Genomic DNA, 17521 nt, shown 5'->3' on the forward strand with positions numbered 1-17521 from the left:
TAATTTAATAAAATAAAGTATATTAATACATACTAATATTATAATTAAAAATTTAATTTTATTCATTAACTTGGAGGTTATATATTTATGAATAATAAATACTTAGATTTATTTGATACATTAGTTAAATCCTATTATAATGGCAATTTTGATGAAACTCTTAATCGCATTATGGTATGTCATGAAGTATCTCCACAAGAAACTTTTGAAATAATAACATCTTTATGTGGAGTAAAGCTTAAATTTGATAATAATTATGTATACAATATAAAAAAAGCAATTACAGAATACACTGTTAATAAAAGAATTGTTGAAAAACTTGAATGTTGTGGTGCAAATTGTACACCTAATAAAGAAAAAAAATATACTTGTGAATTAGCATGTCCTTTTAATGCTATATATTATGATAGTGAAAAAAAATCTACTGCTATAAACAAAGATATGTGTATTAATTGTGGCATTTGTGTTGATTCATGCAAAAACGGAAGGATTCTAGATAAAGTTGAATTTTTACCTATAATGAATTTAATAAAAGAAAATAAAACTGTTATTGCTGCTGTAGCTCCTGCTATCATCGGACAATTTGGAGAAGATGTAACAATGGATCAATTAAGAGAAGCTTTCATCAAAGCAGGCTTTACTGATATGGTTGAAGTTGCATTTGCTGCTGATATATTAACAATAAAAGAAGCTGTTGAATTTAACAAACATGTTAATACACCAGATGATTTAATGATAACTTCTTGTTGCTGTCCAATGTGGGTTGGAATGTTAAAGAAAGTTTATAAAGAGCTTGTTCCTGATTTATCACCATCAGTTTCTCCTATGATAGCAACTGGAAGAATACTGAAAAAATTAAATAAAGACACAAAGGTTGTATTCATTGGCCCCTGTATCGCCAAAAAAGCTGAAGCAAAAGAAAAAGATTTAGCTGGTTCTATTGACTTTGTATTAACATTTCAAGAAGTAGATCAAATTTTTAGAGCTTTAGAGATAAATCCTATAGATTTAAAAGGTATTCCATCTGTTGAATATGCATCAAAAGCTGGTCGTTTGTATGCAAGGACTGGCGGTGTTTCAATTGCTGTTTCTGAAACTATAGAGGAGCTTTATCCTGAAAAATTTAAGCATTTTAAAAGTATTAAGGTTGATGGAATTAAAGATTGTAAGGCCATTCTTGATAAAGCTTTAAAAAATGAAGTAGATGCCAATTTTATAGAAGGTATGGGGTGTCCTGGTGGATGTGTTGGAGGACCTAAAGCCATTGTTCCACCAACTAAATCTAAAGTTGCTGTTGATGAATTAGCTTATGATTCACCTATAAAAGTTCCTGTTCATAGTAAAATTTTAGATGAGGTATTATCAAAAATTGATATAAATTCATTAGAAGATTTTAAAGATCCTAAAAAAATAGAAATATTAGAACGTGATTTTTAAATTTTAATTTTTTTACTTATTATTAAACAATGAATTTTAACTTTTTAATACCTAGAAAATTTAAAATACAATACATTTAAGGCTCTGTTTTAAATATGTGTTGATATATGCAATAGGTGAAGTGGCATGCAATATCAACACGCTACTAAAACAGAGCCTAATTTAATAATTCTTTCTTAAATTAAACTTAATAAACATATTAAATAGTAGCTGGAAAATATATTTAATGATACCATATAATTATAAGGTTGATGAGTAGGTTCAGGATCAAGCGAATATTTATATCCTGTTTCATACTATAGACTATAACTGTATTTTTAATTTTTTTATAATTTAATGGAGGGATATATTAATGAAAAAGAATTATTTTTTTAGTATTTTACTACTCTTTTGTCTTCTTTTTAGTCTTCAATATCCAGCATTTGCAGATGAAAATTATAGTAAATCATTAGAAAATGCTATTACAAAAACAAAAAACATAATAACTATTCCCGATACTTATACTGATTTTACTCATTCTAGTAGAGAACAAAAAACAATTCTTGGACAAGTAAATTTATTTGAATTTAATTGGTCAGAAGTACAAGGAAAATACGGAAATATATCTATCTCTATAGATGAAAATGGGAATATATATGATTTTTATAAGTACAGTAATGAAAATACTTCAAAGTCACTTGCATCTGTCACTAAGGATGAATCAAGACAAGCTTGTGAAGATTTTATAAAAAAAGCGCTTGTAAATCATTATAGCTCTTTAAAAGAAATAAATGTTTACAATGATCCAACAGATAGTTCCTATACATTTAAATATAAATGTTATTTTAATAATATTCCATTAAACTTTTTATATGTAAACATTTCTGTAGATAAATATACTGGTGAAATAATTACTTTTAATACAAATAACTTAAATACAAATTCTCTTTCTTATCCTTCTAATGATAATATAGTTGAAAAATCAAAAGCTAAGAAATCATATGTTGATAAAATTGGTTTAAAGCTAAATTATTATTCTTATTATGATTATAAAAATGATAAGCTAAATATTTTCCCAGCATACTGCATAAATAGTACTCATAATGTAGCTATAGATGCACATTCTGGAGAAAAGATTTCTATAAATAATGAAAATATATATTTAGGTAAAGATGGATATAAAAATACTAATGAAAGCTTAGATTCCTTAAAGAATTTAACAAAAGAAGAAGATGATGCAATAAAAAATGTCTCTGGACTTATAAACAAAGATACAGCTACCGATATAATTAAAAAATATAGTGATTTAGACTCTTTTGAAGGTAAAATTTCAAATTCTCATATAAACAAAGATTTAATATCAAATAATTATATTTGGACAATTAATTTTGAAAATGCTTCTGCAGAAGTGGATGCTAAGTCAAGTGAACTATTATCTTTTTATCATTATTCAAATATTGATGATAAAAACAATGTAATACCTATTGATGATGCTAAAAATATAGCAAATAAATTTCTAAATGAAGTTTCTCCTAATAAGTTTATAGAAACAAAATTAGAAGTCTTAGATACAAATATAAATGAAAATGATAGCTTTTATAACTTTAAATTTATCCGTCAAGCAAACGGAATTAACTTTGTAAACAACTATCTTATGGTTTCTATTAATAAATTTAGTGGAAAAGTTTGTGAATATAATAGCCAATGGTATGATAATGTTAACTTTCCAGATATAAAATCAGCACTATCATCTGAAGCAATTTTTGATAAAATTAGTGATAAATTTGGATTAGAATATACAATGTCCAATGATAATAATATCTCTTTAATATATAACTTTATAGATTTAGATGAAAATTATCTTGTTAATCCTTTTAATGGGACAAGAATTAAATTTAATGGAGAAGTATATAAAGAAAATGAGCTTCCTAAATATTCTGATATAAATGGGCATTGGTGTGAAAAAATAGTTAAAGAATTATTAGAAAATGGTTATTATTTAAAAAGTGATAACTTTAATCCTGATAATAACATAACTCAAATTAATTTCTTGAAATACCTTTATTCTCAAATTTGGAACTTTAATAATTCTGATGATGATGATAAATTTTATGATATGCTTATAGAAAAAGGAATTTTAAAAACAGAAGAAAAATCACCTGATTCATTGCTTACAAATAAAGATATTAGTAAATTAATAGTTAGATATTTAGGATATGATAAAATTGCTAAAAATGCCTATATATTTAATAATCCTTTCAGTGATTCTATTGAAGATGACATTAAAGGTTATTCCTCAATTTGCCATTCATTAGGAATAATTACAGGTGATGAAAATAATAATTTTAATCCAAACAACAATGTAACAAATGCTGAAGCTGCAAAAATAATATATAACCTATTAACTAAAGCAAATAATAAATAAGACATATAAATAAGACTGTGTTTTAACTATGTTTGATATATGCAATAGGTAAAGTGACATTGCAATTGGATTTTGAGAATTCTTAATGAGTATTGTCATATTTACTGCTTGTCCTAATTTTATATTGGGAACAAGCTAAAATGGGACTATACTCATTTTAGCATTCCTAAGTTCAATTACTCCGTCCACTTTACTTATGCATATATCAAACATTTTACTAAAACACAGTCTTATTCTTTGAACATTCCAAATATAAAAGCTTTTCTTTTATATCTAAACCACCTGAATACCCAACTAGCTTACCATTTTTCCCAATAACTCTATGACATGGTATAAAGATAGGAATTGGATTCTTATTATTAGCAAGACCAACAGCCCTTGATGCCTTAGGATTTTCTATTTTTTCAGCTATATCTCCATAAGTACAAGTTTTTCCGTATGGAATATCTTGCAATTCATTCCATACAGATTTCATAAAATCAGTACCATATGGCTCTAACGGAATTTCAAACTGCTTTCTATTTTTGCAAAAATATTCTTCTAGCTCAGCGAAAGCTTTTTTTATAAGATCAGTTTCAATTAAAATCATATCTTCAGCAACACTATCTCTATTAAAATATAAATTTGTGATAGCGCTTCCATTATCCGCTATTCCTATATTCCCAAGAACTGTTTCATAGAAAAATATATTTTTCACTAAATACAAATCCCCTATCTTTTTTTATATTTAAGTTATATAACTTCTATAACTTTTGATACCCATTTACATAAGTTAGCTGATGCTTTTTGAGCTGTTTCTACTACTCTTTCATGTGAATGTTTAACTTTTTGTATTCCTGTTGCCATATTAGTAATACAAGCTATTCCTAATACATCCATTCCTAAATAGTTAGCAACAATTGTTTCTGGTACCGTTGACATACCTACTGCATCAGCGCCATGTTTTCCTATCATTCTAACTTCAGCAGCTGTTTCATAGTATGGTCCCATAAATCCAGCATAAACGCCTTCATCATATTTTATTCCTAACTCATCAGCAACTTTTTTAGCTTTATTCATAAGTTCTATTTTATATGGCTCTGACATATCTGGGAATCTAGTTCCTAATCTTTCATCATTAACTCCAATTAATGGATTTGTTCCAAATAAGTTTATAAAGTCATTTATTATCATTAATGTTCCTGGTTCAAAGTTTGTATTTATTCCACCGCAAGCATTTGTTACTATTATTTTTTCTATTCCTAATTGTTTCATTACATATATTGGGTATGTAACTTCTTTCATATTATAGCCTTCATAATAGTGAAATCTTCCTTGCATTAATAATACTTCAACACCATTTATTTTTCCAAAAGCTAATTTCCCTTCATGGCCTTTAACTGTAGAAACTGGGAAATTAGGTATTTTTTCATAAGATATACTTTCTATATCTTCTACAACATTAACTAAATCTCCTAATCCAGATCCAAGTATTACTGCAATTTTAGGGTTTCTTTTTACGTTTTCATTAATGTAATTTACTGATTCCATTATTTTATTGTACATAGCATTTCCTCCATTGTTAAATTTATTATATACTACTATATTAACCGCAAATCTGAATATTGTAAAATACTTATAGCTTTTTTATCTTAATAAATTTCTTTTTACCTATTTTTAGGATATCATTATCATTTATTTTAATATTATCAAAATCTAGTACCTTTTCAGTATTTACTTGCACTCCACCTTGTTCTACTAGTCTTCTAAACTCTTTATTTGAGGGAACAACTCCTTCTTCCACCAAAATCTTACTTATTTCTTTTAACTTAAAAATATCTATAGGTACTTTTATTTCTGGCACTTCACTTGGTAAATTTCCATTTTTAAATACTTGCTCATAGTATTTAATAGCAGACTTTGTTTCTTCTTTTGAATGATATAAGCCTGTAATAATTTTAGCAAGTTCTAATTTTACATCTCTAGGATTTTTTCCATTTTCAATCTCCCTTTTTATTTCATCTATTCTATCTGGATGTTCATCCGTTGCTAATTCAAAGTATTTTATAATAAGACTATCTGGTACTTCCATAATCTTTTTAAACATTACTTCTGCTTTTTCATCTACTCCTATGTAGTTTCCAAGACTTTTACTCATCTTTTCCACTCCATCTAATCCCTCTAAAATCGGCATAAATATTGCTATTTGTTGTTCCATTTCCATGCCTTTTTGTAAAGTTCTTCCCATAAGAATATTAAAAGTTTGATCTGTTCCTCCAAGCTCTATATCAGCTTTTAATACAATTGAATCGTATCCTTGCATCAAAGGGTAAAAAAATTCATGGATACCAATAGGTGCATTAGTACTATAACGATTTTTAAAATCATCTCTTTCAAGCATCCTTGCAACTGTAGTAGTTGCTGCTAGCTTTAATACTTCCTCAAATGTTAACTTAGATAACCATTCACTATTAAATCTAATTTCTGTGTTTTCCTTATCCAAAACTTTTAAAATTTGTTTTTGATATGTCATTGCATTTTCTAAAACTTGTTCTTGTGTTAATGGCTTTCTTGTTTTTGACTTACCTGTTGGATCTCCAATTTTTCCTGTAAAATCTCCAATTAAAATAACAGCTCTATGTCCTAAATCTTGCAGTTGTTTTATTTTTCTTAAAACAACTGCGTGCCCTAGATGTATGTCTGGTGCACTTGGATCTAAACCTAATTTAATTGTTAAGGGTTTATTTTCCTTTTCAGATTTGATAAGCTTTTCTTTTAATTCTTCTATGCTTATAATATCTGCTGCTCCCTTTGCTATAATTTTAATTTGTTCATCAATTGTCTTTTTCATATATCATAACTCCTTATATTTAAAATTTTTAATATAAGCAAGTTCTATAAGATTTATAAAAGCTAATAAAAATTATTAAGGCTGGTTTTAGTTGTGTATAACTTCTCTCACATTCGCATTTCTAAATATACACGATAAAATATGATAACAAAAAACTCTCATCCTTTATTTTATAAAGGACGAGAGTATATCTCGTGTTACCACCTTAATTTATTAATTACTCACATAATTAACCTCTTCAAGTACGCCATATTTTATGGATATACTTTAGCACTATAACGTGTGCAAGGATACGTCTCACCTAATTAGATTTTAAATCTGTTCAGTTTGAAGCTCTAAGATGTATTCAAAATTAGAATTCCAAGTTCCTCTCATCATCCGGCAACTTTCTGTTTGGCTTAACTAATTTCTACTTGTTCTTTTCAAAGCTTTTCTTTAAATCTCATACTCCGAAATATATAAAATATAAATCTTCGTTATGCTATGTATATATTAAATTATTTACAATTATAGATAAATATTTTTTATTTGTCAAGTAATATAAATTCTATTTTTTGTAACCACTTTCAATTTTAAAATAAAGTATTTGTACGAGAATTTACTATATTTTATCAATTTATTCTATTTTTATGTACAAAAAAACCAACACTCATAAAAATTTGAATATAGCAATCCCGTAAAAGGATTAACTTATAATCAACTATTATGGTAGTTGGTAGAAACGTTCAACCTATTATGAACTTATATAAGTTAAAATATTATTTAATTAATGATTGTTTATTATTTAATTAAAATGCAAATTATAAATTTCGCTACCGTATTATTTAAATCATATAATATCATAGTAAAAATATAAAGTCAACATTATATTAACTTTTTTTAATATATTTAATGTAAATAATTCTTTTTAAAATACACCTATATATAAAGAAAATAGCGAGAAAAACTTACTTTAAATCTAAAATTTTTATCGCCAAAACTTTATTAATATATAAAATTTCTATTTTAACTTAGAAATTTTTTCATTCTTAATTCTATTAACATTATAATAAACTTTTTCTATATCAATAGTTGTAAATATTCCGTTTTTATATACAACTTTTCCATCTATCATAGATAAACAAATATCACTTGCTTGTGAAGAATAAAATATATTTGCTAAAACATCATGTACTGGTTGCATATGAGGACTATTGAAATCATAAACAACAATATCCGCTCTATTTCCTACTTTAATACAACCACAATCATCTCTTCCTTGTGACATTGCACCATTCAAACATGATATTTTTAGTATTTCTTTTGAACTTAAGAATAATGGATCATTATTAGCACCCTTATGTAATAAAGCTGCAAGATTAACTTCTTCAAGCATATTAAGATTATTATTACTTGCTGCACCATCAGTTCCAATACTCACATTAATTCCATGTTCTAGCATAGTCTTCACTGGCGCTATTCCACTACCAAGTTTTAAATTACTAGTTGGACAATGTGATACTGTAACATTATTTTCTTTAAGAATATTAAAATCATCACCTTCAAGAAAAACACAATGAGCTGCTGTTGTTTTACTATTAAAAGTTCCACATTTACAAAAATATTCAGCTGGAGTTAATCCCCCATGTCTTTCTTTGCAAGCTTGTTGCTCAAGTATTGTTTCTGAAAGATGTATATGCATATTCATTTCTGTAGAATTGCAATACTCAGAAATTTGTTTTACTAACTCTTCTGATGAAGTATATTCAGCGTGTATAGATACGTCACCTTTAATAGCTCCATTTTTAGAACTTTTAGCATAATTTCTTATAAATTCTGTTTCTTTATATGAATTATGTTTAAAATAATCATTATTATCATCATTTTTTAAGTATGAACTTGAAATATTTGCTTTTATTCCTGTTTCATCAATAGCTTCTACTAATGATTCTAGATGAGAATACATATCAGTAAAAGATACTACCCCACTTTTTATCATTTCAGATATTCCAAGTAAAGTTCCCCAATAACAGTCTTCATCTGTAAGTAGAGCTTCAAACGGGAAAATTCTTTCAGTTAACCATCTTTGTAAAGGTAACCCTTCTCCATATCCTCTAAGTAAAGTCATTGGTACATGGCAATGTGTATTAAAAAATCCTGGCATTGCAACCTTATTTTCTCCATCATATACTTCACCAATATAATTTTCCGGAACATTTTCCCCAATATATACTATTTTGTTTTCTTCTACTAAAATATTAGTCCCTTCAATAGTATTAAAGTTTTCATCAATCATTGTAATATTTTTAAATAACATAATAAGCATCCCCATTTCTTTTATTTACGGTAGCTAGTATTATAAATTTGCTTATTATAATTTATGATATATTACCAAAAATAATTATAATATTCAACAACTATTTTTATTTAAAAACTTATTTTTTATATTTCATTATTAATATTTAATAATTTTTTCTATATTATTTTTCCAAATAGATATATTAAACGTTATACATATTTACTAACCGAAAAAAATATTATAAATTTAAAACTAAATGTATAATATAGAAAAATCATCTTTAAAATGTTTAAAAGAATACACTGCTATCTAATATATAAAACAAAATAAAAAACAACTCGATTATTTAATTTAATAATCAAGTTGTTTTTTCGTTATTCATATATTTTAGTTTTACTAATTTATTTTAGTTTTACTAGCAATTCACCAGTTTTTACTTGTTTTCCTTCTTCTGCAAAAATAGATTCTACAACACCATCACAACTAGCAACTATATTTGTTTCCATTTTCATTGCTTCTATCACAACTAAGCTTTCTCCTTCTTTAACCTCTTGACCTTCTTTTACAAGTATATTTATTATATTTCCTGGAATACTTGCACCAATTTCAAGCTTATTTGATGAATCTGCCATTTTAGTTGGATTATCTAAACTTAACATGCTTGTAGCTCTTTCAGTTCTATCTTTTATCTTTATCTTTCTTCTATTACCATTTATTTCAAATTCAATAGTTCTATAACCTTCTTTGTCTAATTTCCCAATTTCAATCAACTGAACTATCATAGTCTTACCTTCAGCAACTTCTATTTCGCTTGTTTCACCTTCAGATAAGCCGTGGAAGAATACATCACTTCCCATAAGACTTACATCCCCATATTTTAGCACTGACTTTATAAAATCTTCAAATACATCTGGATATAAAGCATAACTTAGTATATCTCTTTTACATGGTTTAAATTTATATTTTCCTTTTAAATATTTTTCAATTTTATCAAAATCTTCTGGTGGTAATAGTTCTCCAGGTCTAACTGTAATAGGTTTCTCTCCCTTTAAAACAAGTTTTTGTAATTCTTCAGGAAATCCCCCTTCTGGTTGACCCATCATTCCTTTAAAATATGAAACTACAGAATCTGGGAAAGCCATATTCTTTGCTTTTTCATATATGTTTTCAGGAGTTAAATTGTTTTGTACCATAAATATAGCCATATCTCCAACCATTTTTGAAGATGGTGTAACCTTTATTATGTCTCCAAGTAAATCATTTACTTTTTTGTACATCTTCTTCACTTCATTAAATCTATGTCCAAGTCCAAAACTTTCAACTTGTGGCTTTAAATTTGAATATTGTCCTCCTGGAATTTCAAATTTATAAATCTCTGCACTACCTGATTTTAAATCAGATTCAAATTGATCATATACAGGTCTTACTGCATCCCAATAATCAGATAATTTTTGAATTCCACGTATATCAATTCCTGTATCTCTGTCAGTATTGTTAAGAGCTGCAACTATTGAATTTAAAGCTGGTTGACTTGTAAGTCCTGACATACTATTAAAAGTTGTATCAATAATATCAACTCCTGCATCTGCAGCCATTAATACAGTTGCAACACCATTTCCTGTTGTATCATGTGTATGAAGATGAATTGGAATTGAAACTTCATTTTTTAATGCAGTTATAAGTTTCTTAGCTGCATAAGGTTTAAGCAATGCAGACATATCTTTTATTGCAAGTATATGTGCACCCATTTTTTCAATTTCTTTAGCCTTATCCACATAATATTTCAAACTATACTTATCTCTATTTTCATCTAAAATATCACCTGTATAGCACAGTGCAACTTCTGCAACTTTATTAGCTTTAAGTACCTCTTCTAAAGATACTTCTATTCCTTTCAACCAATTTAGTGAATCAAATATTCTAAATATATCTATTCCACTATTAGCTGATTCTTTTATAAATTCTCTTATTACATTATCAGGATAATTTTTATATCCAACACCATTTGCACCTCTAATAAGCATTTGGAACATAACATTAGGAATTCTTTTTCTTAACGAGTCAAGTCTTCTCCATGGAGATTCTTTTAAAAATCTATATGCAGTATCAAACGTAGCTCCACCCCACATTTCAAGTGAGAATAAATCATTTCCATATAATGCTGTTGCTTTAGCTATATTTTTCATATCCTTACTTCTAACACGAGTAGCCATTAATGATTGTTGAGCATCTCTCATTGTAGTATCTGTAAGTAATAATTTATTTTGATTTTTTATCCATTTGACTACCCCATCAGGACCTTCTGCATCTAATATTTGCTTAGTTCCTGATAAACCATCTAAAGAATTTACTATAGGAATTACAGGAACATCATATTCTTTCTTAATTCCTTTTGTTTCATTTACTAACTTTTCACCAATAAAATTAAGTAATTTATATTCGCTATCGTTTTGTGGTGATATATCAAACAATTGTGGGTTTTCTGATATAAAGTTAGTATCACACTCACCTTTTTTAAATGTTTCATTATTTAATACATTTATTAAAAAGTCTACATTTGTTTTTATGCCTGTAATTGTTGACTCTTTTATTGCACGTATTGATTTTCTAACAGCATCTTCAAAAGTTCTTGAATACGCTGTTGTTTTCACTAATAAACTATCATAATAAGGACTTATGACTGCACCACCAAAGCCATTTCCTCCATCTAGTCTTATACCAAATCCTGAACTAGTTCTATAAACATCTATCTTTCCTGTATCAGGTGCAAAATTATTTGATGGATCTTCAGTAGTTATTCTACATTGAATAGCGTAACCTCTTGGTTTTATATCTTCTTGAGAATATATCCCAATTTCTTTAGAATTTAATGCATAACCTTGCGCTATTAAAATTTGACTTTGAACCAAGTCTATTCCTGTAGTCATTTCTGTTATTGTATGTTCTACTTGAATTCTTGGATTCATTTCTATAAAATAATGATTTCCGTGCATATCTACTAAAAATTCTAAAGTCCCTGCATTTCTATAATCAACAGCTTTAGCTATTTTTAATGCATCAGCACATATTTCTTCTCTTTTTTCTTGAGTTAAAGATAAAGCTGGACTAATTTCAATAACTTTTTGATGTCTTCTTTGAATAGAGCAATCTCTTTCATAAAGATGAACTACATTTCCATATTTATCTCCTAAAATTTGAATTTCTATATGCTTTGGTCCTTCTATGTATTTTTCAATAAACATATCATCTATACCAAAGGCCTTTTTAGCTTCATTTTTGGCACTTAAAAATGCATCAACGAGCTCATTTTCATGCCTTACTATTCTCATACCTCTTCCACCGCCACCAGCAGCAGCTTTTATCATAACTGGATAACCGCACATACCAGCAATCTCCATTGCCTCTTTTTCACAATTTATTGGTTTTTCTACTCCTGGTATTACAGGAACTCCAACATTTTTAGCAACTATTTTTGATTTTATCTTGTCGCCTAATTGATCCATCATTTCAGATTTTGGACCTATAAATTCTATCCCTACTTCTTCACATCTTCTTGCAAATTCAGGGTTTTCAGATAAGAATCCATACCCTGGATGTATAGCATCTACATTCTTCTTTAATGCGAGCTTTATAATCTCGTCAATATTTAAGTATGCTTCTACCGGCCCCTTATTTTTGCCTATTTGGTATGCTTCATGCGCTTTAGTTCTGAAAAGAGCACGTTTATCTTCTTCTGAGTATATAGCAACAGTTCTTATTCCAAGTTCATGACATGCTCTAAATATTCTTATTGCAATTTCTCCTCTATTGGCAACTAATACTCTTTTAAATTTCTTCCCCAATTAATACACTCCTTTGTTTCTTCTTATATTATAATTACAGTACTTTTGATTGATTTAATTAATTTAATTGATAATATTATAAAAATTATAGCACATTTGACTAAAATTATCACTTAATATTCGTTATTATTTTTCTTTTAATTCTATCATTATTAATTTTACTCCAATAAATAATAAAAATCTTAAACACCAACAATTATCAATATTTTTATTTTTAAAATATTGATAATATATTATAAATTTTTATCAATATTTATTCAATCTTACAAATAATTTTTTAGTTATAAAGTTCGTATTATTATGTAAAATCATAATATCTTTAATATTTACATTATAACAATTAATCATCTAATTCTGTTTAATTTGTATTTTTAAGCCTTATTTTTTCATAAATATCATCTATATCTAAAAATCAAAAAACACTTCTTCATCATTTAAATTATTTATAGCATTGTTCTTAAGAAATTCATTACTAAATGCAATTAAACTAGATATTAATACTGTAGACATAATTATACTTATAATTTTTTTAATTATCTATTCTCCTTAAAAATTATATCAATAACATTATTTTCTTTCTATAATAGAAAAATATACTTATTACTAAATTAATATATTGAAAGTATTATTTTGTACTTACTTATAATAATTTTCTAAATACTGATTTAACCCCTAGCATTTTAAATACAAAAATAGCTAAGTGTAACAAAATACTCTCAGCTATTTTTTAACCAGGCTAATATCTATTTCTAAAGTTCCTAAAGTAAATCCCTCTGTCCACTAGGCTTATACTATAATATTAATACTATTTTTAAACATAGCCTTAATTTTAATAAGTAGTATCTAAACCATTATATTTCAACAATATTTTTTAGCCATTTCTTTTTTTTATATCTTTTAAAGCTTAAAACAAATTTATAAATTTCTTCTGCTAATACTAGTACATAAACCCAATAAATAGGTAATGATAAAAATATTCCGCCTAAATAAGCTAAAGGAATTCCAATTAACCATACTCCAGTAGAATCTAAAATAAGTCCTGCTTTAGTATCTCCTCCACTTCTAAGAACTCCAGTAATATTAACTAAATTAAACATTTTAAAAGGTAAATATAATACAAATACTATTAGACATTTGCTTATATCTACTGCTACTGATTCTGTCACCGTAAACAAATGTATTAATGGCCATCTTGTTAAAAAGCATATAATTCCTATAAATAAAGTAGCTATAAATTGCAATATAAGAAGATATTTTGCATGTATATCTGCTTTTTTAAGTTTATTTGCGCCTAATTCATTTCCCAAAATAACAGCTGTTGCTGCACTAATACCTTGGAATATTACTACTGCTATTTGTTCAACTGTTTGAGTTATAGTGATAGCTGCAACTGCTCCATCACCCATTCTTCCATATACAAGTGAATATATAGTTACTCCGAGTCCCCACATAAACTCATTTGCAATAACTGGAGATACTGTAATAAAGAACATTTTTATAAACTCTTTATTAAAATCAACTAATTCCTTTAATCTTGCAGCAGCTGGTCCATTTTTTAAGTAAACCACACTTAATACACTAATACATTCAACTATCCTAGCAATTAAAGTTCCAATAGCAGCGCCTTGCACCCCTAATGCTTGAAAACCAAAGTGTCCAAATATTAATGTATAATTTAAAACTGCATTAATTAAAATTGAAAATAAACTTATTACAACTGGTGCTTTTACTTCATTTACAGCTCTTAATAAAGAAATATAAGCATTAGTAATTGCTGTTAATGGATAACTTAATGCAACAATTGATAAGTACGCAACTCCTATACCTATTGTTGATTCATTTGGTGTAAAAATTCTCATAACTAAATTAGGGCATATTAAACTTGGAATAACGAATATTATTGCTCCAAGTAAACCTATAATTAAAGATATTCCCAGTACTTTTCTTATATTTTTAATATCTTTTTTACCCCAATATTGAGCTGTTAATATTGATGATCCACTTACAATTCCAAATAATAATAATGTAAATACAAAAAAGACTTTGTTAGCAAGTCCTACAGCTGCAATGGTGGTTTCACCTAATTGCCCTATCATCATAGTATCTATAAGATTTAATGTTGTATTAAGTAAAGCTTGTATAGTTACTGGAATAGCAATGGCTATTGTTTTACGAAGAAATACTTTATCTTCTACTATGTTTATTAACTGTTTTGTTATTGTCACTATTTCTCCCCCCTTTTGTCTATATAAATAACTACAAATATCTAAAAAACTCCATGTACAATACTAACATAAAATATATAAATTTACCAAGTGTTCTATAATAAAGTAAATTATGCTATGTGTTTTAGTTATACAAAAATTAATTAGTAATAAAATTTTCAAAAGAATAAAGTAATAACAAAAACTAGAATTCATAATTAATACTAATCTAACTACGATTCTAGTTTTAGTTATGCATATATAATTTTAAAAGCATTATTTTTTAATTTTTATGATTCCTTTTTCAAGCTTTTCTATTCTAGCTAAAGAATATAAATCATATCCTTTTTCTTCTAAAAGTTTTGGACCTGGTTGGAATGATTTTTCTATTACAATCCCAATTCCAGCAACTTTAGCTCCAGCAACTTCTACTAATCTTGCCGCTCCAAGTGCTGCTTCTCCATTAGCTAAAAAATCATCTATAATTAATATATTATCATCTTCATTTATATACTTCTTTTGAAGTGTAAGTTCATAATCTGTACCTTTTGTAAATGAATGTACTGTTGTTTGATAAACATCACCATTTAATATTTTAGATGCTTGTTTTTTTAATATTACCATTGGTAAATTCATTTGCATAGCTGTCATGACAGTTGGTGCAATTCCTGAACTTTCAATTGTAAATATTTTAGTTACATTATGACCTTTAAAGTAATTTTTAAAATATGTGCCCATTTCATACATTAAATCAGCATCTACTTGATGATTTAAAAATGAATCTACTTTTAACACTTCATTTGAAAGTGCCTGTCCTTCTTCTAATATACGCTTATGTAAATTTTCCATTTTTATTTTACCTCACTTTTTTCATCTTTTAATATTAAGTTTAAAACTAAAGCTACAATAGTTCCAGTTGAAATACCAGATGAGAATATCATTTTTAATCCTTCTGGTAATTGACTTATAAAATCTGGACGGAATGTAATTCCAACTCCAAGACCTATTGATGTTGCTATTATTAATAAATTTCTATTATTTAACTTTACTCTACTTAAAGTCTTAATTCCAGATGCTGCAACAGTACCAAACATAACTATTCCTACACCGCCTAAAACTGGTGATGGTATTATATTTATTAAAGCTGCAAACTTAGGAAAAAAGCCTAATATAATCAATATAATTCCAGCCATCATTGCAACATACTTACTAGCTACTTTGGTTAAAGGAATTAATCCTACATTTTGACTAAAAGAAGTATTAGGAAATGTTCCAACAACTCCTGCTAACATACTTCCAATTCCGTCAGCTAACACACCAGCTCCAACTTTTTTATCGTCCATATCTATTTTAGAAACTTCACCTATTGCTTTTAAGCACCCAACTGTTTCTATTGTAGTAACAAAATATGCAGGAATAAAAGGTATTACTACTTTCCAATCAATAGTTACACCATATGAAAATATTTTAGGAAATGATACGAAATTTGCTTCTTTTACAATGGTAAAATCAATCATTCCAAGTAGTATACATATTATATATCCCATTATCATACCAATTAAAATTGAAGCACTACTAACTAATCCTTTTCCGTATCTATTTAAAAGCAACGTTACAACCATTACTAACATAGCAATTGAAATATTCATTATACTACCATAGCTTGATGAACCTACTCCACCAGCTGCCCAATCCATAGATACTGGAAGTAATGTAAGACCTATTAAACATACAACTGTTCCTGTAACTAATGGTGGAAATAATTTCATTAGTGGTCTAATTATAAAACTTAAAATTATTTCTACAAATGAGCCCAAAATTGTTGCACCTATAATACCTGGAATTCCAAAAACACTTCCAACAGCTATAGATGGTGAAACAAAGGTAAAATCTGTTCCCATTATACATGCTACTCTTGATCCTACAGGCCCAACTCCTCTAGATTGAATAACTGTAGCTATTCCAGCAGCTAAAATCGTTGCACTCATAAGAGCAGTTGATGTTGCAGTGTCAAATCCTAATGCACTTGAAATAACCAATGGGACAACTATAATTCCTCCAAATGCTGCAAATATATTTTGAAATGCCAATAATATTTGAGTAGTTAAATTAGGTTTGTCATCAATACCATAAAGTAATTGTACATCTTCTTGATTTTTCAACAAATTATCTTGTCTCATTTTAGGCCTTTTCGTTTGCTCTAATTCTAATTGCATGTTATTTATCCCCCTCTTAGTAAAAATAATCATACCTAAAGACGCGTAAATAACTAATATATGCTTAAATAAATCTAACAAAAAAACACCTCAAATTATAAAATTTGAGGTGTTGCATTTCTAGATAATAATTAATCAAGAATTTTAACAATACCTCGTAGTCTGCTAATTTACGGATAGCAGGTAGAAACTTTTCAACCATTATATCGAAAATATACGAGCCTTTCGTATGAATGTTGAAATTATAACATATAAACTTTATTTATTCAAATAAATTATAGTTTATTAAGACGTTCTCAATATAATACAA

10 protein-coding genes, 2 riboswitches and 1 other annotated feature are annotated in these 17521 nt (G+C 27.2%); of the genes, 2 read left to right on the forward strand and 8 right to left on the reverse strand.

Annotated features, from left to right (window positions below):
- Nucleotides 1–87: 87 nt before the first annotated feature.
- The gene (locus NG901_RS03515) at nt 88–1437 is read left to right on the forward strand and encodes a [Fe-Fe] hydrogenase large subunit C-terminal domain-containing protein (RefSeq protein WP_252212359.1); all 1350 of its coding nucleotides are present in this window, start codon (nt 88–90) and stop codon (nt 1435–1437) included.
- A gap of 352 nt (nt 1438–1789) precedes the next feature.
- Complete coding sequence (locus NG901_RS03520; RefSeq protein ID WP_252212360.1) at nt 1790–3841, forward strand: YcdB/YcdC domain-containing protein; 2052 nt, start codon at nt 1790–1792, stop codon at nt 3839–3841.
- A 217-nt stretch (nt 3842–4058) separates the two neighbouring features.
- On the opposite strand, the gene NG901_RS03525 is transcribed toward NG901_RS03520, so the two are convergent.
- From NG901_RS03525 to NG901_RS03560, 8 genes are all read right to left on the reverse strand, one after another.
- On the reverse strand, nt 4059–4538 hold the full coding sequence (locus NG901_RS03525; RefSeq protein ID WP_252212361.1) for a methylated-DNA--[protein]-cysteine S-methyltransferase: 480 nt from the start codon (nt 4536–4538) through the stop codon (nt 4059–4061).
- 35 nt (nt 4539–4573) lie between these two features.
- Nucleotides 4574–5386: a purine-nucleoside phosphorylase gene (locus NG901_RS03530; RefSeq protein ID WP_252212362.1), complete on the reverse strand. Its 813-nt coding sequence runs from the start codon at nt 5384–5386 to the stop codon at nt 4574–4576.
- A gap of 70 nt (nt 5387–5456) precedes the next feature.
- The gene (gene tyrS / locus NG901_RS03535; protein ID WP_252212363.1) at nt 5457–6671 is read right to left on the reverse strand and encodes a tyrosine--tRNA ligase; all 1215 of its coding nucleotides are present in this window, start codon (nt 6669–6671) and stop codon (nt 5457–5459) included.
- A 172-nt stretch (nt 6672–6843) separates the two neighbouring features.
- Nucleotides 6844–7106: a binding site (T-box leader), on the reverse strand.
- Nucleotides 7107–7344: 238 nt separating this feature from the next.
- A riboswitch (purine riboswitch) is annotated at nt 7345–7440 on the reverse strand.
- Nucleotides 7441–7671: 231 nt separating this feature from the next.
- Nucleotides 7672–8967 carry an amidohydrolase gene (locus NG901_RS03540; RefSeq protein ID WP_252212364.1) on the reverse strand — a complete coding sequence of 432 codons (1296 nt, stop codon included), beginning with the start codon at nt 8965–8967 and terminating at the stop codon, nt 7672–7674.
- Nucleotides 8968–9350: 383 nt separating this feature from the next.
- Nucleotides 9351–12791: a pyruvate carboxylase gene (locus NG901_RS03545; protein ID WP_252212365.1), complete on the reverse strand. Its 3441-nt coding sequence runs from the start codon at nt 12789–12791 to the stop codon at nt 9351–9353.
- An 851-nt stretch (nt 12792–13642) separates the two neighbouring features.
- On the reverse strand, nt 13643–15016 hold the full coding sequence (locus NG901_RS03550; RefSeq protein WP_252212366.1) for an MATE family efflux transporter: 1374 nt from the start codon (nt 15014–15016) through the stop codon (nt 13643–13645).
- A 255-nt stretch (nt 15017–15271) separates the two neighbouring features.
- Nucleotides 15272–15844 (reverse strand): xanthine phosphoribosyltransferase, encoded by a 573-nt coding sequence (locus NG901_RS03555; RefSeq protein WP_252212367.1) that lies wholly within the window; start codon nt 15842–15844, stop codon nt 15272–15274.
- Nucleotides 15845–15846: 2 nt separating this feature from the next.
- Nucleotides 15847–17211, reverse strand: a complete 1365-nt coding sequence (locus NG901_RS03560) for a uracil-xanthine permease family protein (RefSeq protein ID WP_434062234.1) — start codon at nt 17209–17211, stop codon at nt 15847–15849.
- 138 nt (nt 17212–17349) lie between these two features.
- Nucleotides 17350–17451: riboswitch (purine riboswitch) on the reverse strand.
- Between the last annotated feature and the right edge of the window lie 70 nt (nt 17452–17521).

Source organism: Clostridium sp. CMCC3677 (genome assembly GCF_023845585.1).
Lineage (GTDB): Bacteria > Bacillota > Clostridia > Clostridiales > Clostridiaceae > Clostridium > Clostridium aquiflavi.

Coding starts and splice junctions, on each gene's coding strand:
- NG901_RS03540 (WP_252212364.1), bottom strand. CDS start 8,967: ATGTTATTTAAAAATATTACAATGATTGATGAAAACTTTAATACTATT.
- NG901_RS03515 (WP_252212359.1), top strand. CDS start 88: ATGAATAATAAATACTTAGATTTATTTGATACATTAGTTAAATCCTAT.
- NG901_RS03530 (WP_252212362.1), bottom strand. CDS start 5,386: ATGTACAATAAAATAATGGAATCAGTAAATTACATTAATGAAAACGTA.
- NG901_RS03560 (WP_434062234.1), bottom strand. CDS start 17,211: ATGCAATTAGAATTAGAGCAAACGAAAAGGCCTAAAATGAGACAAGAT.
- NG901_RS03520 (WP_252212360.1), top strand. CDS start 1,790: ATGAAAAAGAATTATTTTTTTAGTATTTTACTACTCTTTTGTCTTCTT.
- tyrS (WP_252212363.1), bottom strand. CDS start 6,671: ATGAAAAAGACAATTGATGAACAAATTAAAATTATAGCAAAGGGAGCA.
- NG901_RS03555 (WP_252212367.1), bottom strand. CDS start 15,844: ATGGAAAATTTACATAAGCGTATATTAGAAGAAGGACAGGCACTTTCA.